This is a genomic window from Bradyrhizobium sp. (assembly GCF_030646015.1).
Taxonomy (GTDB): Bacteria; Pseudomonadota; Alphaproteobacteria; order Rhizobiales; family Xanthobacteraceae; genus Bradyrhizobium.
On the sequence record NZ_JAUSLT010000129.1, the window covers coordinates 1 to 21,692 of the forward strand.

Here is a 21,692-nt window from a genome sequence, read left to right on the forward strand (position 1 = left end):
AGTTGGACTTGAAACTTTAAACCGGCTGATCACAACGTTTGACGAGGTCCCACCATATTTATCGCCTGCGATTCACATCGCGGACGACGATGGTGTAACCTATGTAAACGTGTTCCGCCGAAGTCTTTCGTCCAGCCTCAATACTCAAAGATCCAAGTCCTAAGACTTAAATTCTCAAGTAATCGAGACTCGCAAGGACTCCGCCGTCCACGTTTCTCTTTCTTCATCTTCACTTGTCAAACAGCCCGGGGTTCGAAAACCCCACTTCCATCTCTGGAAGGATCTCTTCGCTCTCATCCGACGACAAATAACAACCGATGACTATCGGCTGTTGATTCACTCATCTTAGTGAGGAGCATCACGGGCGCGGAAGGTTGCCGTGGCCAAGGGCCAAAGCACCGCCGCGCTCAGTGGTCGGGTTATAAGCCCCCCCGCTCGGGGTTGTCAACGCCCATTGTCAACAAATCGTCGCATCATGTGGAGAGAATCTCGCACCGCGAAGAAGCCCCCTATTTTTAAGGACTTCACGCCGTACTTGAGCCACAATCCTGCGACGTTCTGACTATACGTATGCATTGAATCGCCTGAAGTCAGTGGGGGCTGCGGGCGATGATCTACCTGGGAACGGCGATCTTCCATGAACCCGTCGCCTTTCCCTTATGGCCGAGAAACATCGAAAGATTTACACACCATTGCCGTTCGTGATCCCGGCCAGCCTTTTGGCCTCTGAATCCCGAATATCCGTGGCGTGTGGCACAACATGCTCCCGAATCTCCCCGCAGAGGGCGAAGCCGGGGGTGCTGGATGCGCCAAAGTCTCTGTCGCATGTTAAGGGAATACGGGGGGATACCGGGTTGAACCACAGGACGTCACGCGGGGGCGGCTACGGACGCGAGACCGGGATCATTGATCTTGGTCACGAGCCGCCGCTTTCCGTTGATGGTTCCGAGGCCGCGGTGATCGATCGCCGCCGCGTCTCCGTACAGTGGTTTAGCGGCACCATTCTGACTGGTCTGTGCGGCGCGGCCCTCATCGGCGGCGCCGTTTTTGCGTCGCTCGACGGTGAAATGACCTTCGCCAAGGTGCCGGAACGGGTCGAGGGCGCCCTGCGCGGCGCGTTCGGCGCCAACGACAAGAATGCCAGCCTGCACAAGAGCGACCGCCTGCCGCCACCCGGCGAAACCTCCGCCGCCCGTCATGTGGTGAAGGTTTCCACCGTTACCCGGGTCGGCAACCGCGACGTGATGCGGGTGCGGCCGTTCATCCGCATTTCCGGCAATCTGGCGATGGCGACCAGCGACCTTTCCGCCAAGATCCCGCCCTTCAACGCCCAGCGCATGTTGACCGACGTTGGCGCCGCCGTTCCCGCGGCCGCCGAAGATCCGAACAATCCCGATGCGGTCGAGCCCGATGCCGAGGTCTCGTTCGTGACCAAGGACCTCGCGCCGATCCTGCCGAAGGCGAAGCTCGCCGCGGTGGTCGCGCTCGACGAAGTCATTATGCGGGTGCGCGATGCCTCGAACTGGCGCGGCAACAGCGGGGTGCGTTACACCACGTTGGCCAGCGCCACCGCCGACGTCAGCGGCGCCAGGCCCGACATCAAGCTGGCCTATGCCACCGAGGGCAACGTCACCAACGATCCCTATGCCGGCTTTGAAACCCGGGTGGTCCCTGAAAACGTCACGCTGCTGCCGAAGACCAAGGATCAAATCACCGGCGGCAATCCCACCGGCGAGCGCGTCCATGTGGTCAAGAAGGGCGATACCGTCACCTCGATCCTGCGCGACCAGGGTGCGACCCCCGAAGAGGCGAAATCCATCGCCGCCACGCTCGGGCCCCGCGGCCGCGACGGCGGGCTGAAGGAAGGCCAGAAGCTGCGCATCCTGATGGCGCCGGCCGGCCCCGCCCCCGGCCAGCGGCTGCAGCCCTACCGGGTGATCGTCGCCAACGAATCCACCATCGAAGCCGTCGCAGCCCTTTCCGATCTCGGCAAATACGTCGCCGTCGACGTCCAGAGCATGAACACCCTCACTGCGGCCGCCGCGGCCGACGACGATGATGACGAGGATGACGGCACCGGCGTGCGGCTCTACCAGAGCATTTACGAGACCGCGCTGCGCAACAAGGTTCCGGCCACCGTCATCGAGGACATGGTCCGCATCTACTCCTACGACGTCGACTTCCAGCGCAAGGTACAGCCCGGCGACTCGTTCGACGTGTTCTTCGCCGGCGAAGACGAAGGCGCCACCATTACCGAGAAGACCGAGGTGCTGTTCGCCTCTCTCACCGTCGGCGGCGAGACCAAGAAATACTATCGGTTCCAGACCCCCGACGACGCGGTGGTCGATTTCTACGACGAGACCGGCAAGAGCGCGAAGAAGTTCCTGGTGCGCAAGCCCGTCAACAACGCGATCATGCGCTCGGGCTTCGGCGGCCGCCGTCATCCCATTCTCGGCTACGTCAAGATGCACACCGGCGTCGACTGGTCGACGCCCTACGGCACGCCGATCTTCGCTTCCGGCAACGGCGTGGTCGAACGGGTCGGCTGGGAAGGCGGCTACGGCAAATATGTCCGCCTGAAGCACAATAACGGTTACGAGACCGCCTACGGCCACATGTCGGCCTATGCCAAGGGCATGGAGCCCGGCAAGCGGGTGCGGCAGGGCCAGGTGATCGGCTTCGTCGGATCGACGGGCATGTCGACCGGCGCCCATGTTCACTACGAAATCCTGGTCAATGGCCGCTTCGTCGATCCGATGCGCATCAAGCTGCCGCGCGGCCGCTCGCTCGACGGCCCGCTGATGGCCAGTTTCGAGAAGGAACGCGATCGGCTCGATGCCCAGATGAGCAATCGCGGCAACCCGGCGCGTGTTTCCGATGCCGGTGCTCCGGCGTCGGCGCAGGTGCGGCAGGTCAGCAACCGCTGAATTCCCTGATTCAATTGACGCCCTATTGAGCGGACGCGCCGCGCGCGTGTCATTTTCGTGGCAGCGACACCCGCTTCGCCGCGATCAGGTTTCGTTTGCCAAACAACCGCCCCCAACGAATACTTGTCCAACATAAAAAACGGGAGGTAGCGTCATGAAGAGCAGGCTTGCACGGTATGCGACGGTTGCTGCGACAGTCCTTTTGGCCACCGGCGCCGGTGCATCGGCACAGACCTATGAAGTGACAAAACTCGTTTCCGGCTCGGCGTTCCATGGCGTGCACGGGCTCGGCATCGACAAGGCCGGGCGCCTGTTCGCCGGCAGCGTCGCCGGCGCAGCCCTGTACGAAGTCGACCTGACCAGCGGCACCGCGAAGGTCTCGGTACCCGGCCCCGAAGGGATGGCGGACGACATCGCGTTCGCGCCCGACGGCACCATGGCGTGGACCGGGTTTCTCACCGGCGACCTCTACTCCCGCAAGGGCGACGGCCCGGTCAAGAAGCTCGCCTCCGGCCTGCCCGGCATCAACTCGCTGGCGTTTCGCAAGGACGGACGGCTCTACGCCACGCAGGTGTTCCTCGGCGACGCGCTCTATGAAATCGACGTCGAGGGCGTCAAGCCGCCGCGCCAGATCATGGAGAAGATGGGCGGCCTCAACGGCTTCGAATTCGGCCCCGACGGCATGCTGTACGGTCCGCTGTGGTTCAAGGGCCAGATCGCCAGGGTCGACGTCGACAAGGCCGAGCTGACGGTGGTCGCCGACGGCTTCAAGATTCCAGCCGCGGTCAATTTCGATTCCAAGGGCAATCTGTGGGTGGTGGATACCGCGCTCGGCCAGCTGGTGCGGGTCGATCCGAAGACCGGCGCGAAGAAGATGGTCGCGCAGCTCAAGCCGTCGCTCGATAACCTCGCGATCGACGCCAAGGATCGCATCTTCGTCTCCAACATGGCCGACAATGGCATCCAGGAGGTCGATGCCGAGACCGGCGCGGCGAGGCAAATAATATCGGGCAAACTGGCGCTGCCCGGCGGCATCGGCGTCGTCTCCGACCGAGCTAAAGACACCATCTATGTCGCCGACGTGTTCGCCTACCGCACCGTCGACGGCGCCACCGGCGAAGTCTCCGAGGCAGCCCGCATGCATGCCGACGGCGCGACGCTGGAATATCCGATGAGCGCCACCGCCAGCGACGACGACGTACTGCTGTCGAGCTGGTTCACCGGCACGGTGCAGGTGATCGACCGCAAGACCGGCAAGACCAGGGACATATTGCACGGCTTCAAGGCCCCGCATGACGCGGTCAAGCTCGGCGACGGCAGCATTCTGGTCAACGAGTTCGGCAGCAAATCGCTGGTCCGCGCCAGTGGTGAGCACGGCAAGGACCGCACCGTGGTGATCGGCGGCCTCGAAGGCCCGGTCGGAATGGTCGGCGGCGGCAAGGGAGAGGTTTACGTCACCGAGGCCTTTGCCGGGCTGGTGTCGCTGATCGGAACCAATGGCGAGAAAACCATCATCGCCAAGGACCTGAAAATGCCGGAGGGAATCGCGCGGGCGGCCGACGGTAGGCTGATCGTGGCCGAGGTCGGCGCCAAACGCATTATCGAAATCAATCCGCAGAACGGAACCGTCACCGAAATCGCCGGCAATCTGCCGATCGGCTTAGCTGCGGCACCCGGCGGGCTGCCAACCAACATTCCCACCGGCGTCGGCATCGGCGCGTCGGGCACCATCTACTTCTCGTCGGATATCGAGAATGCGATCTACAAGGTGACGAAGAAGTAGCGATCGAACTTATCTTTTTCCCTTGCGGGAAAACGAAGACCCGGATCGGCGTTTTGACGCCGTCCGGGTCATGCGACTTGATCGTTAACCGTCTTCCCCTCTTCGGAGCGGAAGATTCAGTGCAGCTTCCGCTTCGGCGCCGGCGCTTCGAACTGCGCGATCTCGGCGGTCTGCGGTGCCTTGCCGTTGAAGGTCAGCACGTTGCCCTCGGTCGAGATCGCGACGTGGTCGCCATCGACGATGTCGCCGGCCAGGATCATCTCCGCCAGCGGATCCTGCACATGACGCTGGATCACCCGCTTCAGGGGACGGGCGCCATAGGCGGGATCCCAGCCCTTGGCGGCGAGCCAGTCGCGCGCCGCGTCATCGAGCGTGAGCACCACCTTGCGCTCCTCCAGCAGCTTCGTGAGCCTGGAGAACTGGATCTCGACGATCCGGCCCATTTCGCTCTTCTGCAGCCGGTGGAACAGGATGATCTCGTCGACCCGGTTGAGGAATTCGGGGCGGAAGTGCGCGCGCACCATGCCCATCACCTGCTCCCGCACGGCTGAGGTGTCCTCGCCCTCCGGCTGGTTGACCAGGAACTCCGAACCGAGGTTCGAGGTCATGATGATCAGCGTGTTGCGGAAGTCGACGGTGCGGCCCTGACCGTCGGTCAGGCGGCCGTCATCGAGCACCTGCAGCAGCACGTTGAAGACGTCGGGATGGGCTTTCTCGATCTCGTCGAACAGCACCACCTGATACGGCCGCCGCCGCACCGCTTCGGTGAGCGCGCCGCCCTCGTCGTAGCCGACATAGCCCGGAGGCGCGCCGATCAGCCGCGAGACCGAGTGCTTCTCCATGTATTCGGACATGTCGAGGCGGACCATCGCGGTCTCGTCGTTGAACAGATATTCGGCGAGCGCCTTGGTCAGTTCGGTCTTGCCGACGCCGGTGGGGCCCAGAAACATGAACGAGCCCATCGGGCGGTTCGGATCCTGCAGGCCCGCGCGCGAACGGCGCACGGCGGTTGCGACCGCATGCACCGCCTCGGTCTGGCCGACCACCCGGTTGCCCAGGCTGTCTTCCATCCGCAGCAGCTTGTCCTTTTCGCCTTCCAGCATCTTGTCGACGGGCACGCCGGTCCAGCGCGACACCACCTGCGCGATGTGGTTGGCGGTGACCGCCTCCTCCATCATCTCGCCGGCGTTTTCGTTGGCTTCGATCTCGGCAAGCTTCTTCTCCAGCTCGGGAATCCGGCCATAGGAAAGCTCGCCGGCGCGCTGGTACTCGCCGCGGCGCTTGGCCTCGTCGAGTTCGAGCCGCAATCCCTCGAGTTCGCTCTTCAACTTCTGGGCATTCGACAGCTTGTTCTTCTCCGAGCTCCAGCGCTCGGTCAGGTCGGCCGACTTCTTTTCGAGGTCGGCGAGTTCCGTTTCCAGCGTCTGCAGGCGGCTTTTCGAGCCGGCGTCGCTTTCCTTCTTGAGCGCTTCCTGCTCGATCTTGAGCCGGATGATTTCCCGGTCCATCGAATCCAGCTCTTCCGGCTTGGAATCGACCTGCATTTTCAGCCGCGCCGCGGCCTCGTCCATCAGGTCGATCGCCTTGTCGGGCAGGAACCGGTCGGTGATGTAGCGGTTCGACAACGTGGTGGCCGCCACCAGCGCGGAATCGGTAATGCGCACGCCGTGGTGCTGTTCGTACTTGTCCTTCAGGCCGCGCAGGATCGAGATGGTGTCCTCGACCGTCGGCTCGGACACGAAGATCGGCTGGAACCGGCGCGCCAGCGCGGCGTCCTTTTCGACGTGCTTGCGGTATTCGTCGAGCGTGGTGGCGCCGATGCAATGCAATTCGCCGCGCGCCAGCGCGGGTTTCAACAGGTTGGACGCATCCATCGCGCCATCGGCCTTGCCGGCGCCGATCAGCGTGTGCATCTCGTCGATGAACAGGATGATGCTGCCCTCGGCCGACGTGACCTCCTGCAGCACCGCCTTCAGCCGCTCCTCGAATTCGCCGCGGTATTTGGCGCCGGCGATCAGCGCGCCCAGATCGAGCACCAGCAGTTTCTTGTCCTTGAGGCTTTCCGGCACGTCGCCATTGAGAATCCGCAGCGCCAGGCCCTCGACGATCGCGGTCTTGCCGACGCCGGGCTCGCCGATCAGGACGGGATTGTTCTTGGTGCGGCGGGACAGCACCTGGATGGTGCGGCGGATTTCCTCGTCGCGCCCGATCACCGGGTCGAGCTTGCCGTCGCGCGCGGCCTGGGTCAGGTCGCGGGCATATTTCTTCAGCGCGTCATAGGCATTTTCGGCCGTCGCACTGTCGGCGGTACGGCCTTTGCGCAGGGATTCGATCGCAGCGTTCAGGTTCTGCGGCGTGACGCCGCCCTTGGCCAGAATGCTTCCCGCCTCGCTGCTCTTCTCCAGCGTCAGCCCCAGCAGCAGCCGTTCGACCGTGACAAAGCTGTCGCCGGCCTTTTCGGCGGCCTTTTCCGCGGCGTCGAACGCACGCGCCAGTTCCGGGGCGAGATAAACCTGCCCGGCGCCGCTTCCGGAGACCTTTGGCAGCTTGTTGAGCGCGTCTTCGGTCGCCTTGAGGATCGCGCGGGAATTGCCCCCGGCGCGGTCGATCAGACCACCGGCGAGGCCCTCGCTGTCGTCCAGCAGCACTTTGAGCATATGCAGCGGCGAGAACTGCTGGTGGCCGTCGCGCATGGCGAGCGACTGGGCGGACTGGATGAAACCGCGCGCACGCTCGGTGTATTTTTCGATATTCATAAGGTCATTCCCTCAGCCTGCCGCTCCGCCCCTTAAGGCACGGTCGCCGCATCTTCATTGGGTTTCCGCTGATCGTATTGATATTGCTCAACCGGCAGCGGCCGCGTCGCCGACGTCAGCGCCGGCTTGAGGCAAATGTGGGAAGGGGTTTGCCGAAACGGAAGAGGCAGCTTCACAAATTCGTGTACGGTGGCGCCCGGCCGGGGAATCTCTTAAGAAACCGCATGTCACGCCCCCCGCCTGCCCAGATCGCCAGCCTTTACCGCTACCCCGTCAAAGGCCTGTCCCCGGAACCACTGACAAACGTCGCGCTCGCCGTCGGCCAGACGCTCCCGGCCGACCGCCGCTATGCCATCGAAAACGGCCCCAGCGGCTTCGATCCCGCCGATCCCAAATGGATGGTGAAGGCCTATTTCCTGATGCTGATGCGGGACGAATGGCTGGCGGCGCTGCACAGCCATTTCGACGATGCCACCAATGTGCTGACCATCCGCCGCGATGGCGCGATCGCCGCCCAGGGCAATCTGAAGACAGCCGAGGGCCGCGCCGCCATCGAGCGGTTCTTCGCGGAGAGCTACGCCGGATCAATCAAGGGACCGCCCAAAATTCTCTCCAGCGAGGGCCACAGTTTCTCTGATGTCGCCAGGAAAGTCGTCTCCATCATAAATCTCGGCAGCCTGCAGGCGATCGAGAACATCGTCGGCCAGCCGGTGCACCCCTTGCGGTTCCGCGCCAACCTCTATGTCAGCGGCTGGCCGGCCTGGCACGAGTTCGATCTGCTCGACCAGACCCTTGCGATCGGCGAAACGCGCCTGAAGGTGGTGAAACGGATCACCCGCTGCGCCGCCGTCAACGTCGACCCGGACACCGCCGCGCGCGACCTCAGCATCCCGCAGGCCCTGACGCAGCGGCTCGGCCACAACGAGTGCGGCGTCTATGCCGAGGTGATCGCCGGCGGCACGATAGCCGTCGGCGATACGATCGCAGTGGAAGAGCCGAAGCTCTTGTAGGGTGGGCAAAGGCCTCTTGGCTGTGCCCACCTTCTTTCCAACCAACAGTCGCGCACGTTCGGTGGGCACGCTTCCGTTCTTCCGATGAGCCTCAGTTCGGCATCACGTAGGCGTAGACCCGGCCGCGCGAGATCGGCGCTTCCCTGACCCGGTTGCCATTGTTGCCGGACACCACGATCGGATTGCCCTGGGCGTCGATGCCGCTGACCACGCCGACATGGCCGCCGCCACGTCCCCTGCCCATCACGGCAATGGCGCCGACCTGCGGGCCGGAGACGCGCTGGCCATAGCCCGCGAACGAGTGCGCCATGTCCGAGCCGGTGCCGCGATGGCCCGACCGTTCCAGAACCATGTTCATGAACCGCGCGCACCACAGCCTGCCGCGGCCGGTCGGGTTGCCGCCGACATAGCGGCACGCCTCGGCGACGACACCGGATGAACCGGAACCATCCGCCGTAGCCGTGGCGGCGGGACTGGCGCCGGGTGGGACGCTGGCCTGGGCGTCGGCAATACCGCGCGCCTGCATCCGCGCCACGCCGCGCTCCCAGCGCGATGGGCGGGCGACGCGCCGGGAACGGCGGCGCGTTTCGGTGACCACATCAGGCGCGCCGAACCAGCCGTAGTTTGCCGTGTCGCCGGGGGCAGCGTTTGGCACGAAGTTGACTTGCGCATCGGCAAGACCCACCGCTCGCGATGCGCGCGCGGTGTGCCGATCATGATGATGCCTGTGATGGTGCCGGGCATGATGGCCGGCGTGATGAGCGTGAGCGTGTCGCCCTGCGCCGTTTTGCGGCTTTGCTGAAACCGGAGAAGCGATAGCGACCAGCGCCACCGAACACGAAGCCAGTGCAACGAAACGAAGCGACCGGCGGAACGCAACAACCAACTGAACCATACTCGACCAGATCCTCTATGACACACCCCCAGTTCCCATCGGCCCGTTAAGCCGATATCCGGGGTCGTAATGCGAGGCGCGGTATGGCGAGAGCAAGACGCGATGCGGCAGTGCGGAAACGCTTTCGGGGTCATTGCGCGATCATTCCGTGACGAAAATGATCGGTTCCGCCTCATTGCGGACAACAGCATTAACTGCGATTTTCGCGTCCGGCCCAACGAGAGGAACAAGCAAATGCCCTATGCCGTCAGCACCGATAATGTCCGGCTCTATTTCGAGGAAGCAGGCTCGGGAACGCCTGTTATCTTCCTGCACGAATTCGCCGCCGACCACACCAACTGGGAACCGCAGATGCGCTACTTCGCACGCGGCCACCGCTGCATCGCCTATTCCGCGCGCGGTTACACGCCGTCCGACGTGCCGGCATCGAAGGAGGTCTACACCTACAAGCACTTCTATACCGACGCGCTGGCGGTGCTCGATCACCTGAAAATTGCGAAAGCGCATTTCGTCGGGCTGTCGATGGGCGCCTATTCGTCGCTGCAGATCGGCCTGAACGCGCCGGAGCGCGCGCTGTCGCTAACGCTGGCCGGCGTCGGCTCGGGCTCGAGCCTGGAAAACCTCGACGCGTTCCGCAGCCAGTGCCAGGCCAATGGCGAGCAATATGAAACGGTCGGCTCGGTGGAGGTAGCCAAAGCGACCCGCGAGGCGCCGAGCCGGATTCCGTTCCTGGTGAAGGATCCACGCGGCCACGCCGACTTCTACGCGGCGCTGGCGCGGCACGACGCCAAGGGCTCGGCCAACACCATGCGCAGCTTCCAGGGCGGCCGGCCCTCGATCTACACCCTGACGGAGGCGATCCGGAAAGTCCCGACGCCGACCCTGATCATCTGCGGCGACGAGGACGACAATTGCATCGAGCCCAGCCTGTTCCTGAAGCAGCATTTGCCGGCGGCGGGGCTGACGTTCTTCCCGAAGAGCGGCCACGTGCTCAATCTGGAGGAACCGGCGCTGTTCAACGAAATGGTCGAACGCTTTATTGCGCTGGCCGAAGCCGGAAGATGGCCGGTGCGGGATCCGAGGTCGATGGCGGCGGGATAGTACTCGCCATCTCGGCAACGGCGGTGCGCCCCCTCTCCCGCTTGCGGGGGAGGGCTGGGGTGGGGGCGCCTCCGCAAACTCCGGCGCCAGCGGATAGAATTCCCCCACCCGCCGCGCTCTTCGAGCGCGTCGACATCCCCCGCAAGCGGGAGAGGTGCAGCGTGCTCGTTGCGCGAAGGTACTACTTTCCCTTCTCTGCCCTGCTCAGCAAAAACACGCCCTGCTCGCCGAACATGTTCCAGAACCACCACGGCAGATTGACCCGCAGCGGCCGGCCGTACATGTCGAGCGCCACCGCGCGCTCCATCTTGACGTTGATCTCGTCGCACAGCTGCACGAAATCCTTGATGGTGCAGAAATGGATGTTCGGCGTGTCGTACCAGGTAGCGGGCAGGTTTTCAGTGCGCGGCATGTGGCCGCCGACCAATAGCTGGATCCGCATTTTCCAGAAGCCGAAATTCGGGAACGAGACGATGGCGCGCCGTCCGATCCGCAGCAGGTTTTCCAGCACCACGCGCGGCTGCCGCGTCGCCTGTAGGGTCTGCGACAGGATCACATAGTCGAAGGCGTCGTCGGGATAGTTGATCAGATCGGTGTCGGCGTCACCCTGCACCACCGCGAGGCCCTTGGCGACGCAGCGGTTGACGCCCTCGCGCGACAGCTCGATGCCGCGGCCGTCGATGCCGCGTGTTTCCAGCAGCTGCAGCAGGTCGCCCTCGCCGCAGCCGACGTCGAGCACTTTGGAGCCGCGCTCGACCATCTCGGCGACCAGCAGATGATCGCCGCGATAATGCCCGGTGTCCGGCGCCACCATGCCGGGGAGCGGCAGAACCTGTTGTTGCATGCTCATGTCAGCCCTCGCGCCTTGCCCGCGGATTCCAGGAACGCCCGGGAGATGTCGAAGAATTCCGGCACGTCGAGCAGGAAGGCGTCGTGGCCGCGATCGGTCTCGATCTCCGCGAACGACACCCGCGCGCTGGAAGCGTTCAGCGCATGCACCAGCGCGCGCGATTCCGCTGTCGGGAACAGCCAGTCTGACGTGAACGACACCACGCAGAACCTTGTCTGGATGCCCCGAAACGCCCGCGCCAGCACGCCGTCATGATCGGCGGCGATGTCGAAATAATCCATCGCCCGTGTCAGATAGAGATAGGAGTTGGCGTCGAACCGCTCGACGAAGGACGAGCCCTGGTAGCGCAGATAGCTTTCGACCTGAAAGTCGGCGTCGAACGAGAAGGTCGGCAGGTCACGGTCCTGCATCCGCCGCCCGAACTTGCGATGCAGCGCGGCGTCCGACAGATAGGTGATATGCGCGGCCATCCGCGCCACGCCGAGCCCGCGATGCGGGTGGGTGCCCTGCTCGAAATAGCGTCCATGATGCCATTCCGGATCGGCCATCACGGCCTGCCGGCCCAGCTCATGGAACGCGATGTTCTGCGCCGAATGCCGCGTGCTGCAGGCAATCGCCAGTGTCGAGAACACCCGTTTCGGATAGGCCGCCGTCCACTGCAGCGCCTGCATGCCGCCCATCGAGCCGCCGACCACGCAGAACAGCGTGTCGATCCCGAGGCGATCGATCAGCATGGTCTGCGCCCGCACCATGTCGGGAAGGGTGATGATCGGAAAATCCAGCCCCCACACCTTGCCGGTGGCGGGATTGGTCGAGGCCGGACCGGTCGAGCCCATGCAGCCGCCGATCACATTCGAGCAGATGATGAAATATTTGTCGGTATCGAGCGGACGGCCGGGACCGACCATGGTCTCCCACCAGCCTGCCTTGCCCGTCATCGGATGCGCATTGGCGACATGCTGATCGCCGGTCAAAGCATGGCAGACCAGAATGGCGTTGGACCTGTCGGCGTTGAGTTCGCCATAGGTCTGGTAGGCAATCTGGAACGGCGAAAGATCGATGCCGCAATCGAGCTTCAGCGGCTGGTCCGCGCCGAAGGACGCCAGCAGCGAAGTCGGATGATCCGCCTCGTGCGCGCGCTCCTCGGTATGAACAGGCGGACTTGGTATCGACTGCAAGTTGACCATCATGACCCTCCCAGGGTGGCTTCGAGAGACCACCACGGAAATCAGGCCATAAAAAAACCCGGCCTGAACATAGGTTCGACCGGGATCACGCGTGTCCCCGGCCTGTTTAGCTAATTGTTTAACGTGGCTGCAAGCCGGCCGGCTCAAATGACCACGGAATGGACTAAAGCTAGTCCCGGCCGGGCTTTCCGTCAAGGCATCGCTTTCGTTTTGGCTTTGGTTAACAGGCGCCTCGAACCCCTCATGGCGAGGAGGCGCCCTTGCGCCATCTCGAACCATGGGAGAGAACAGCGCTTCCTTTTGCCAGGTTTTGAAGATGTCTAACCCGCCCCCCGCTCCGCCCTCGCTCGAAGTGCTGCGCCAGGAAATCGACAGCATCGACGAACAGGTCCACCGCCTGCTGATGGCGCGCGGCGACATCATCGACCGGCTGATCCAGGTCAAGCAGACCCAGGAGGTCGGCTCGGCGTTTCGCCCGGCACGCGAGGCCGCGATGATGCGGCGGCTGGTCGAGCGTCACCGCGGCATCCTGCCGATCGACACCATCGAGAGCATCTGGCGCGTCATCATCTCGACCTTCACCTACGTGCAGGCGCCGTTTTCGGTGCATGCGGATGTTTCCATCGGCGAGTCCGCGATGCGGGATTCGGCGCGGTTTCATTTCGGCTTCGTCGTGCCCTACGTCTCGCATTTCAGCGCACAGGCAGCGGTCGAGGCGACGGCCCGGTCAAAGGGCGATCTCGCGCTGGTGCCGGCCGCTTCCAGCCGCACGCCATGGTGGATCGCGCTGGAGGCCGAGGGTGCCCCGAAGATCATCGCGCGGCTGCCGTTCCTCGAGCGCGCCGATCATCCGGCGGCACTGCCGGTATTCGTGGTGTCGCGCGTCGCCGACAGCGCCATGGTGACCGAGGTCGAGACCTGGAGCGTGCGGGTATCCGGCTGGAACGCGGAAACCGCCCGCGCGCTGTCGCCGCTGGCCGAAATCGTCGCGGTGCCGGACACCGCCTTCGACGGCGCGGCGCTGCTGGTGTCGATTTCCGGATCGAGCAGCCTGGAAAAGATCAGGACCGCCCTGATCGAGGCCGGCGCCTCGGTGCGCTCCCAGGCTCTCGTCGGCAGCCATGCAACGCGCTATACGGTGGCCCCAAACGGGGCGGCCAAATCTTAGTCTTAAAGGCCCTGGCCTTGAATCAAGCCTCGAAAGCCGCCCGATAATCCGGAGTTGAAGATGTCCCGCCCCGTGCCGAATCCCGGCATTCTCGAAATCGCGCCCTACACGCCGGGCAAGAGCCCGGTGCCCGAGCCCGGCCGCAAGGTGTTCAAGCTGTCGGCCAACGAGACCCCGCTCGGCCCTTCGCCGAAGGCGATCGCGGCCTACAAGAACGCCGCCGATCATCTGGAGGATTATCCGGAAGGCACCTCGCGGGTGCTGCGCGAAGCGATCAGCCGCGCCTTCGGGCTCGACCCCGACCGCATCATCTGCGGCGCCGGCTCCGACGAAATCCTCAATCTGCTGGCGAAGACCTTTCTCGGCCATGGCGACGAGGCGATCTCCACCACGCACGGCTTTCTGGTCTACCCGATCGCGACGATGGCGTGCGGCGCCATCAACGTGGTCGCGCCGGAGAAGGATTTTACGGCCGACGTCGATGCGATCCTGGCGCGGGTCTCGCCCCGCACCAAGCTGGTGTGGCTCGCCAACCCGAACAACCCGACCGGAACCTATATCCCGTTCGACGAGGTCAAGCGGTTGCGCGCAAGCCTGCCGGAACATGTGCTGCTGGTGCTCGACGCCGCCTATTCCGATTACGTCTCGCGCAACGACTACGAGATCGGTATCGAGCTGGTGGCGACCACCGAGAATACGGTGATGACCCATACCTTCTCGAAGATTCACGGCCTCGCCGCCTTGCGGATCGGCTGGATGTTCGGCCCCGCCAACATCGTCGATGCGGTCAATCGCATCCGCGGGCCGTTCAACGTCTCGACGCCGGCGATGCTGGCGGCGGTGGCGGCGATCGAGGATACCGCGCATATCCAGATGTCGAAGGCGCACACCGAGAAGTGGCGCAACTGGCTGACCGATGAAGTGACAAAGCTCGGCTTCAAGGTGACGCCGAGCGTGGCGAATTTCATCCTGATCCATTTTCCGCAGGAGAAGGGCAAGACCGCCGCCGACGCCGATGCGTTCCTCACCAAACGCGGCCTGGTGCTGCGCGGCCTGCCCAATTACGGCCTGCCGCATGCGCTGCGCCTGACCATCGGCACCGAAGAGGCCAACCGGCTGGTGGTCGATGGCTTGCGCGACTTCACGGCGCACAAGTGAGCGCCGCGCCGCTGTTTGAAAAAATCGCGCTGATCGGCTTCGGCCTGATCGGCGGCTCGATCGCGCGCGCCGCGCGTGCGCAGGGACTGGCGGGAGAAATCGTCACCACCGCGCGCTCGGCGAAGACCCGCGCGCGGGTCGAGGAGCTCGGCATTGTCGACCGCGTGGTCGAGACCAACGTCGAAGCTGTCAAGGACGCCGATCTCGTCATCCTCTGCATTCCCGTTGGCGCCTGCGGTCCGGTCGCGCAGGAGATCGGACCGCATCTCAAGCCGGGCGCTGTTATCTCCGACGTCGGCTCGGTCAAGGGCGCGATCGTGCGCGACATGGCGCCGTATCTGCCCGATGGCGTTCACTTCGTGCCGGCCCATCCGGTCGCCGGCACCGAGCATTCCGGTCCCGATTCCGGTTTTGCCGAGCTGTTCATCAACCGCTGGTGCATCCTCACCCCGCCGGAAGGTGTCGATCCCGCGGCGATCGAGCGCTTGCGCGCGTTCTGGGCCGCCATCGGCGCGCGGGTCGAGATCATGACTCCGGACCATCATGACCTCGTGCTCGCCATCACCAGCCACCTGCCGCATCTGATCGCCTACACCATCGTCGGCACCGCCGATGAGCTCGCGCAAGTCACCTCCTCCGAGGTGATCAAATTCTCCGCCGGCGGCTTTCGCGATTTCACCCGCATCGCCGCCTCCGATCCCACGATGTGGCGCGACGTGTTCCTCGCCAACAAGGATGCGGTGCTGGAAATGCTCGGCACCTTCAACGAGGATCTTTCAAAACTCACCCGCGCCATCCGCCGCAATGACGGTGAGGCGCTGTTCGAGCATTTTTCCCGCACCCGCGCCATCCGCCGCGGCATCGTCGAGATCGGCCAGGATTCGGCGGCGCCCGATTTCGGCCGGCCGCATGCGCAATTGGGCAAGAAGGCGGAGTAGCTCCGCTCCTTCAACGTCATTGCGAGGAGCTCTTGCGACGAAGCAATCCAGTTTGCTGCGTAAACGGAAGAAAGCTGGATTGCTTCGCTTCGCTCGCAATGACGGCCTCCGGCTTGCGCCGGGTGGGCAAGGCTTCTGCCGCAGCTCGAAGAGCGAAGGCGGAAGCGTGCCCCGGACGCGGAGCAGCGTGAAGAACGCTGCACCGCGTCCGGGACACGCAACATCAAAACAGCGGCGGCACCTGCCCGACTTTCAGCGGGCCGAAAAACACCGCGCCGTCGACGAAACGCAGCGGGAAGGCGCGGGCCTTCTTGCCTTCCAGCACGGCTTCCTTGCCGAGCGCATTGATACCCGCGGTGACGCCGATATTGGCGTTCTGTTTTACAACCCGGCCGAGGCCGGGGATGGCGCGGTCCAATGCGCCGAGCAGGTTGCTGACGTCCTGGCTCCTGACTCCGGGCGCGACGCGGTCGAGCGTCGCCTGCGGCACGCCCTCTTCCAGCATTTTCTCGATGCCGAGCGCCGGGATCACCTTCTCGATGCCGGCCACCGTCATCTGCAATTCGCCGTCGAGCCGGCCGCCGGCGCTGAGGCCGAGGGTGCCGGTGGCGAGCGCGATCAGGTCGCCCTGCTGGATCCGCGACTGCACGATTTCGACCCGGCCGCCGGCGGCCTGGAGTTCGCGAAACCGCTCGGGCCAGGATTTTGGCGCAAAATCCTTCAAGCCGCTCAGCAGCGTGCGGATGTCGGCATCGAACGGTGCCGCCAGCAGCGGATGCAGGTCCTGCAGGCTGCCTTGCTCGATCTTCAGCACGGTCTCGATCACGGGGCGATCCTGCGTCGAGCCTTCGGCGAGCCGGCCGTGCAGCTCGGCCAGTCTGGCGCGCGCCAGCGGCGTCTGCACCGGACCGTTGACGCGGTCGATCGAGGGCTCGTCGAATACGATGGTCGCGCGCTGCGGCACGGCCGGCAGCCCGACCACGCTGCTGCGGGCCTTGCTCCAGTTCACCATCATCGCGGGCGGCCCGCCGCGATCGGAAATCGTCGCCGGCGCGGTGAATTCCGCGATCAGCAATTTCGGATCCCAGATCTGCGCCACCACCAGTATTTCGCCGAGGCTGGCGGTGAGCGGCGCCTGCGTCGCGGCCCGTTCCGCGGTCTGCGCGCGCAGCGACACGCTGGCGCCGCTGCAGCGGACTTCGAGACGGAACGGAAAGCCAGCCACCGAGCGCTTGGCGCAGTCGTAGACCCGGCCGGATGCCGCCTCCTGGGCACGCCAGGCGTCGGCCTTGACCTCGACCTGCGAGGCGGCAAAGAACCAGAAACCGCTCCACGCCACCGCGGCGACCACGAGCAGAGCAGGCATGATGAAAAGGCGCCAAAGCGGGCGCCGGCGCGGCGCAGGGGTCATATCGGGCATGCGGGACCTTTGGCGGACGATTTTGTCAATTAAGCGGTGGTGCAAGCCGCGGTTTAAGCCGTGGTTTAAGCCCGCTTGCCCGCCGCGATCAAGTTAACGCCTTTTCACCCACGCTAGAATTCTGCTAGGCGTGCGCGCGATGCCAGCCAAAATCGTACCCGACGCGGAATTGTCCAAAGGCGACCTCTGGGTGTTCGGCTACGGCTCGCTGATGTGGCGGCCGGGCTTCGACTTCATCGAGCAGGTTCCGGCCCGGCTGATCGGCGAGCACCGCGCGCTCTGCGTCTATTCGTTCGACCACCGCGGCACGCCGGAAAAGCCCGGCCTCGTGCTCGGGCTCGACCGCGGCGGCGCCTGCCGCGGCGTCGCGTTCCGGGTGGCGGCGAAGCAGCGCGGCGACGTGGTGGATTATCTGCGCAGCCGCGAGCAGACCACCCATGTCTATCGCGAGGTGATGCGTTCGGTCTGGCTCGAAAACGAAGCCCGCGACCGCGTCAGCGCGCTGGCCTATGTGGTCGATCGCGGCCATGTGCAATATGCCGGACGGCTGTCCCTGACCGAGCAACTGCGCTTCGTGCAGCAGGGCCACGGCCGCTCCGGCAACAACCGCGACTACGTGCTGGCGACGGTGAAGTCGATCGAGGCACAGGGTTTTCGCGATGCGCAATTGCATCAGTTGGCGGCGATGCTGCATCAAGGTTGAACGCGGCGGGACTCTTCCCCTCTCCCCTTGTGGGAGAGGGTGGACGCGATGCGAAGCATCGCGGACGGGTGAGGGGTCTGTCTCCGCGAGTTCTGTGTTCGCGGATAGAAACCCCTCATCCGGCGCTTAGCGCCACCTTCTCCCACAAGGGGAGAAGGGAAGAAAGCGCGCTACTACTTCTTCGCCGGCGCTGATGGCACCACCCCGAACAATTGCGCCTGCTCCTCGCGCGCGGCGTCGACCAGGCGATCGGTGGCGGCCTCGATCACGGTCGCGATGCGGACGATGAATTCCTTGCGGTTCAAGCCCGCCGGCAAGGGATCGAGGAATTCGACCACCAGCGTGCCGGGATAACGCATGAAGGTGCGGCGCGGCCAGAACAAGCCGGAATTCAGCGCGACCGGCAGGCACGGCACGCCGCTGGAGGTGTAGATCTGGCCGACGCCGGTCATGTAATCCGGCGGTGCGCCGACCGGGGTACGGGTGCCCTCGGGAAAGATGATCAGCTGGCGGCCGCTGCGAATTTCCTTCGGCGCGCGCCGCGCCATCTCCATCAGCGACCGCATGCCGCCGCTGCGGTCGACGCCGATCATCCCCGACTTCATCAAATACCAGCCGAAGAACGGAATCCAGGCGAGCTCCCGCTTGTAGATGAACAGCGGCGCATCGAAGAACTGCATCAGCGCGAAGGTTTCCCACATCGACTGGTGTTTCGCCGCGACGATCAGCGGTCCCACGGGGATTTTCTCCAGCCCGCGAACCTCCAGTCGGGTGTTGCAGACCACGCGCATCAGCCAGACGCTGCTGCGCGCCCAGGTCTTGGCGACCGCCATGAAAGCGCGCCGGGGCATCAGGAAGGTGGGAATGGCAACGATATTCCAGAACACCAGCAGCACATAGAACAGCACGTTGTAGACCAGCGAACGCAGGAAGATCGAAACCATGGAATACCCTGGATCAGTTGGCTTGAGCCGTCGCCGGTTTGCGTGGGGAGGGCGATCCGGCCGGCTGGTCTGCGAGATCGGGCAGATCGAGACCGAAATCGGCCAGACGCACCCGCACCTCCGCGGCGACATATTTGACATACTCCGATAGCAGCAGCCGCAACGTCGCGCCACTCGTCCACCACGGCTCATCCCGCCATTTTTCGCCGACCACCGCGAAGGGAATCAGCTGGATATCGGGCATCGCGTGCGACAATTCGACGATGGCGCGCGGCATATGGTAATTCGATGTCACCACGATCAGCGACTTGAAGCCGCGGTCATGCGCCCAGCGCCGCGTCTCCGCCGCGTTGCTGCGGGTATTGACGGCGGAGCGGTCGAGATCGACGCAACAGCGCAGCAGCTGGTGATTGTCGGGCAGCGAACGGGAGATGTCGCTGGCGGCGTTGGTGGGATGCACGCCTGAAATCAGCAGCCGCTTGCCGTAGCCGCCGGCCAGCAATTCCATCGCATCGGAAACGCGCGAGGAGCCGCCGGTCAGCACCACGATGCCGTCGGCGCTGCGTTCGGGCTTCACCTCGGCACCGCGCAGCAGCGACAGGAAGGCGACGAAGCCGACCGCCGCGCCAACGAAGGCGATCGCCAGCGACGCCACGATGGTCGCGCGCAACCATCCCCTCGGCGCGGCAGCCGGCGCATCGGGCGATCTATCGTCGGACTTCGAAACCATGCGGTGCCGGTGTTTCCCTATCGCTACAAGTCTAGCGCAATTTCCACTTTCAATGCTCCATCCTTCGAGACGAATCGCCGGAGGACGCTTCGACTCCCCTCCTCCCACGCGCCCTTGCGCGTGGTGGGGAGGGGTCGGGGGTGGGGGGTGTATCAACGCATACGACTGACAGCGAATTTGCTGAGACACCCCCCACCCCCGACCCCTCCCCACCGCTTCGCGGGGGGAGGGGAGAAAAAGTCACTCGATGTCGTCCAATGTGGCAAACAGCGTCCGCCGCGATGCCCAGGCGGTAATCGCCGCGATCAGCACCGCCTGTGCCGCCAGCGCCAGATAGCCCGACGGGCGCAGCGAAAACGTCCCCAGCAGGGCCGCGAATTGATCCCCGACCGGGGTACCCGAGAACCAGCTGGCGATCGACTCGGAGAATCCGAACAGCAGCATGGCAACGCCGCCGCCGATCACGCCGCCCTGCAGGCCAAGCCTGAGGAAATGCCGCAGGAATCGGTTGGCGATAAAGCGGTCCCCGGCGCCGACGAAGTGCAGGACTTCGACGATCGGGCGGTTCGCCGCCATCGCGCCGCGCGTCGCGAACGATACCGAGATGATGGTCGCGATAATCACCAGCGCGAGGATACCGATGCCGGCGAACACGGTGGCGCCGGTCATCGAGCGCATCCGCTCGATCCAGGCGCGGTGATCGTCGACGGTGGCGCTCGGCGCCAGTTGGGTCACCCGGCCGCGCAACGCCGCCAGATTGGGCACCGTGCCCGGTTGGACGCGCGCGACGATGACGCGCGGCACCGGCAGATCGTCGAACGACAATCCGGTGCCGAGCCACGGCTCCAGCAATCGGGCGGACTCCTCCCTGGTGAAGGGCTTGATCTCGACGATGCCGGGCTGCGCGCGCATCGCCTCGGCGACCGCCGCCACATCGCGCTCGATGTCGCGCCCGGCGGCGGGGCGCACCTGGATGGTGATTTCGCTCGCGACTTCCGACTGCCACTCCGCCGCCGACGCGCTGACCAGCAGCACCGCGCCGGTCGTGATCGAGGCGAGGAAGGTCATGATGGCGACCACCGCGACCAGCGCGCGGCCGGCGATCGAGGCGCGCGGCACGATCGGCGACAGGTTGCGCGCGCGTGCCGGGACCTGCGGACGCTCATGTCCGAGATCCACCAGGGGGCCGTGGTCGTCGCCGGTTCTACTCATAGATATGCAACCGTCCCTGATGCAGCACCAGCCGCCGCGCATCGTACTGGTCCATCAGCGTCATGTCGTGGGTCGCGATGATGACCGCGGTGCCGGACTTGTTCAGTTCGATGAACAGCCGCAGCAGCCGCCGCCCCAGCGTCGGATCGACGTTGCCGGTCGGCTCGTCCGCCAGCAGCAGCTGCGGCCGCGAAATCACCGCGCGGGCGATGGCGGCGCGCTGCTTCTCGCCGCCGGACAAAATCGGCGGCAGCGCATCCATGCGCTCGCCGAGGCCGACCCATTTCAGGAGATCGATGACCTCCTTGCGGTAGCTGGATTCGTCACGGCCCATCACCCGGAACGGCAGCGCCACGTTCTCGTAGGTCGTCATGTGATCGAGCAGGCGAAAGTCCTGCAGCACGATGCCGATCCGCTTGCGCAGATCGGCGACCTGATCCTTGCCGAGCAGCGAGACGTCATGGCCGAACAGATTGACCAGGCCGCGCGTCGGCCGCAGCGACAGGAACAACAGCCGCAGCAGCGAAGTCTTGCCGGCGCCGGACGGGCCGGTCAGGAACTGGAAGGAATGGGCGGGGATCAGGAAACTGAGGTCGCGCAGAATCTCCGGGCCGAGCCCGTAACGCAATCCGACATTTTCGAACCGAACCAAGCTCAGCTCCGTTCGATGTGGGGCGTGACCGGAAAGTCCGGTGACCCGTAAGGCTTGGCCCCGCGATTGGCCGGCTGCGCAGACTTTGCGAACCGGGCAAAATGGTTGTGCTTCGGTTATGGTTTCCGATTCGTTAACGCTCGCGTTGTAGCATCCGGCCAGCGTCATTGTGGAGATCCGCTCCATGCATATCATTTGCCCCCATTGCACCACGTCCTACGCCATCAATCTGGCTACTTTGGGCGCGGCCGGCCGTAC

General features: G+C 64.6%; 19 protein-coding genes and 1 riboswitch. Of the genes, 10 read left to right on the plus strand and 9 right to left on the minus strand.

Annotated features, from left to right (window positions below; translation table 11 throughout):
* The first annotated feature begins 854 nt into the window (after positions 1–854).
* Together Q7T45_RS19925 and Q7T45_RS19930 are read left to right on the plus strand one after the other, a co-directional pair.
* Positions 855–2,927, plus strand: a complete 2,073-nt coding sequence (locus Q7T45_RS19925; protein ID WP_304872910.1) for a M23 family metallopeptidase — start codon at positions 855–857, stop codon at positions 2,925–2,927.
* A 154-nt stretch (positions 2,928–3,081) separates the two neighbouring features.
* Positions 3,082–4,710, plus strand: a complete 1,629-nt coding sequence (locus Q7T45_RS19930) for a hypothetical protein (protein WP_304872911.1) — start codon at positions 3,082–3,084, stop codon at positions 4,708–4,710.
* Between the two features lie 116 nt (positions 4,711–4,826).
* Here Q7T45_RS19930 and clpB read toward each other — a convergent pair whose 3' ends face one another.
* Entirely contained in the window at positions 4,827–7,466 is a 2,640-nt protein-coding gene (clpB, locus tag Q7T45_RS19935; RefSeq protein WP_304872912.1) for an ATP-dependent chaperone ClpB, read from the minus strand.
* Positions 7,467–7,690: 224 nt separating this feature from the next.
* Here clpB and Q7T45_RS19940 point away from each other — a divergent pair, with 224 nt between their 5' ends.
* Positions 7,691–8,476, plus strand: coding sequence for an MOSC domain-containing protein (locus Q7T45_RS19940; RefSeq protein ID WP_304872913.1), 786 nt, complete (start codon positions 7,691–7,693; stop codon positions 8,474–8,476).
* Between the two features lie 91 nt (positions 8,477–8,567).
* Here Q7T45_RS19940 and Q7T45_RS19945 read toward each other — a convergent pair whose 3' ends face one another.
* Positions 8,568–9,074, minus strand: coding sequence for a TIGR02594 family protein (locus tag Q7T45_RS19945; protein ID WP_304872933.1), 507 nt, complete (start codon positions 9,072–9,074; stop codon positions 8,568–8,570).
* 66 nt (positions 9,075–9,140) lie between these two features.
* Between Q7T45_RS19945 and Q7T45_RS19950 the strand changes: the two genes are divergently transcribed.
* Positions 9,141–9,278, plus strand: coding sequence for a hypothetical protein (locus Q7T45_RS19950; protein ID WP_304872914.1), 138 nt, complete (start codon positions 9,141–9,143; stop codon positions 9,276–9,278).
* A 327-nt stretch (positions 9,279–9,605) separates the two neighbouring features.
* On the plus strand, positions 9,606–10,472 hold the full coding sequence (locus Q7T45_RS19955) for an alpha/beta fold hydrolase (protein ID WP_304872915.1): 867 nt from the start codon (positions 9,606–9,608) through the stop codon (positions 10,470–10,472).
* A 181-nt stretch (positions 10,473–10,653) separates the two neighbouring features.
* Here the strand turns inward: Q7T45_RS19955 and metW are convergent, their stop codons facing one another.
* A complete protein-coding gene (gene metW, locus Q7T45_RS19960; RefSeq protein ID WP_304872917.1) occupies positions 10,654–11,322 on the minus strand; it encodes a methionine biosynthesis protein MetW in 669 nt (222 codons plus the stop codon).
* Positions 11,319–12,509: a homoserine O-acetyltransferase gene (locus Q7T45_RS19965; RefSeq protein WP_304872934.1), complete on the minus strand. Its 1,191-nt coding sequence runs from the start codon at positions 12,507–12,509 to the stop codon at positions 11,319–11,321. The genes metW and Q7T45_RS19965 overlap by 4 nt, the downstream gene beginning before the upstream one ends.
* Before the next feature lie 85 nt (positions 12,510–12,594).
* Positions 12,595–12,674, minus strand: a riboswitch (SAM riboswitch).
* Between the two features lie 151 nt (positions 12,675–12,825).
* Between Q7T45_RS19965 and Q7T45_RS19970 the strand changes: the two genes are divergently transcribed.
* From Q7T45_RS19970 to Q7T45_RS19980, 3 genes are read left to right on the plus strand one after another with little or no spacing between them, the layout of a single operon-like run.
* Positions 12,826–13,677, plus strand: coding sequence for a chorismate mutase (locus tag Q7T45_RS19970; protein ID WP_304872919.1), 852 nt, complete (start codon positions 12,826–12,828; stop codon positions 13,675–13,677).
* A 60-nt stretch (positions 13,678–13,737) separates the two neighbouring features.
* A complete protein-coding gene (gene hisC / locus Q7T45_RS19975) occupies positions 13,738–14,835 on the plus strand; it encodes a histidinol-phosphate transaminase (protein ID WP_304872920.1) in 1,098 nt (365 codons plus the stop codon).
* Positions 14,832–15,773 (plus strand): prephenate/arogenate dehydrogenase family protein, encoded by a 942-nt coding sequence (locus Q7T45_RS19980; RefSeq protein WP_304872921.1) that lies wholly within the window; start codon positions 14,832–14,834, stop codon positions 15,771–15,773. Before hisC ends, Q7T45_RS19980 begins: the two co-directional genes overlap by 4 nt.
* A 223-nt stretch (positions 15,774–15,996) precedes the next feature.
* Here Q7T45_RS19980 and Q7T45_RS19985 read toward each other — a convergent pair whose 3' ends face one another.
* Positions 15,997–17,193, minus strand: a complete 1,197-nt coding sequence (locus Q7T45_RS19985; protein ID WP_304872923.1) for a DUF2125 domain-containing protein — start codon at positions 17,191–17,193, stop codon at positions 15,997–15,999.
* 139 nt (positions 17,194–17,332) lie between these two features.
* Between Q7T45_RS19985 and Q7T45_RS19990 the strand changes: the two genes are divergently transcribed.
* Positions 17,333–17,896: a gamma-glutamylcyclotransferase gene (locus Q7T45_RS19990; RefSeq protein ID WP_304872925.1), complete on the plus strand. Its 564-nt coding sequence runs from the start codon at positions 17,333–17,335 to the stop codon at positions 17,894–17,896.
* Positions 17,897–18,069: 173 nt separating this feature from the next.
* Here the strand turns inward: Q7T45_RS19990 and Q7T45_RS19995 are convergent, their stop codons facing one another.
* From Q7T45_RS19995 to ftsE, 4 genes are all read right to left on the minus strand, one after another.
* Positions 18,070–18,840 (minus strand): 1-acyl-sn-glycerol-3-phosphate acyltransferase, encoded by a 771-nt coding sequence (locus Q7T45_RS19995; RefSeq protein WP_304872926.1) that lies wholly within the window; start codon positions 18,838–18,840, stop codon positions 18,070–18,072.
* 13 nt (positions 18,841–18,853) lie between these two features.
* The gene (locus Q7T45_RS20000; RefSeq protein ID WP_304872927.1) at positions 18,854–19,570 is read right to left on the minus strand and encodes a YdcF family protein; all 717 of its coding nucleotides are present in this window, start codon (positions 19,568–19,570) and stop codon (positions 18,854–18,856) included.
* Between the two features lie 240 nt (positions 19,571–19,810).
* Positions 19,811–20,782: an ABC transporter permease gene (locus Q7T45_RS20005; protein WP_304872929.1), complete on the minus strand. Its 972-nt coding sequence runs from the start codon at positions 20,780–20,782 to the stop codon at positions 19,811–19,813.
* Complete coding sequence (ftsE, locus tag Q7T45_RS20010) at positions 20,775–21,434, minus strand: cell division ATP-binding protein FtsE (RefSeq protein WP_304872931.1); 660 nt, start codon at positions 21,432–21,434, stop codon at positions 20,775–20,777. Before ftsE ends, Q7T45_RS20005 begins: the two co-directional genes overlap by 8 nt.
* 184 nt (positions 21,435–21,618) lie before the next feature.
* Here ftsE and Q7T45_RS20015 point away from each other — a divergent pair.
* A partial coding sequence (locus tag Q7T45_RS20015) for an MJ0042-type zinc finger domain-containing protein (protein ID WP_304872936.1) occupies positions 21,619–21,692 on the plus strand: 74 nt, incomplete at its 3' end.

What these genes read in the sequence shown, in the direction of transcription:
- Q7T45_RS20005 (WP_304872929.1), bottom strand. Translation starts at nt 20,782, where the DNA reads ATGAGTAGAACCGGCGACGACCACGGCCCCCTGGTGGATCTCGGACAT.
- Q7T45_RS19970 (WP_304872919.1), top strand. Translation starts at nt 12,826, where the DNA reads ATGTCTAACCCGCCCCCCGCTCCGCCCTCGCTCGAAGTGCTGCGCCAG.
- Q7T45_RS19985 (WP_304872923.1), bottom strand. Translation starts at nt 17,193, where the DNA reads ATGCCCGATATGACCCCTGCGCCGCGCCGGCGCCCGCTTTGGCGCCTT.
- metW (WP_304872917.1), bottom strand. Translation starts at nt 11,322, where the DNA reads ATGAGCATGCAACAACAGGTTCTGCCGCTCCCCGGCATGGTGGCGCCG.
- Q7T45_RS19955 (WP_304872915.1), top strand. Translation starts at nt 9,606, where the DNA reads ATGCCCTATGCCGTCAGCACCGATAATGTCCGGCTCTATTTCGAGGAA.
- Q7T45_RS19995 (WP_304872926.1), bottom strand. Translation starts at nt 18,840, where the DNA reads ATGGTTTCGATCTTCCTGCGTTCGCTGGTCTACAACGTGCTGTTCTAT.
- Q7T45_RS19990 (WP_304872925.1), top strand. Translation starts at nt 17,333, where the DNA reads ATGCCAGCCAAAATCGTACCCGACGCGGAATTGTCCAAAGGCGACCTC.
- Q7T45_RS20000 (WP_304872927.1), bottom strand. Translation starts at nt 19,570, where the DNA reads ATGGTTTCGAAGTCCGACGATAGATCGCCCGATGCGCCGGCTGCCGCG.
- hisC (WP_304872920.1), top strand. Translation starts at nt 13,738, where the DNA reads ATGTCCCGCCCCGTGCCGAATCCCGGCATTCTCGAAATCGCGCCCTAC.
- Q7T45_RS19940 (WP_304872913.1), top strand. Translation starts at nt 7,691, where the DNA reads ATGTCACGCCCCCCGCCTGCCCAGATCGCCAGCCTTTACCGCTACCCC.
- Q7T45_RS19930 (WP_304872911.1), top strand. Translation starts at nt 3,082, where the DNA reads ATGAAGAGCAGGCTTGCACGGTATGCGACGGTTGCTGCGACAGTCCTT.
- Q7T45_RS19965 (WP_304872934.1), bottom strand. Translation starts at nt 12,509, where the DNA reads ATGGTCAACTTGCAGTCGATACCAAGTCCGCCTGTTCATACCGAGGAG.
- clpB (WP_304872912.1), bottom strand. Translation starts at nt 7,466, where the DNA reads ATGAATATCGAAAAATACACCGAGCGTGCGCGCGGTTTCATCCAGTCC.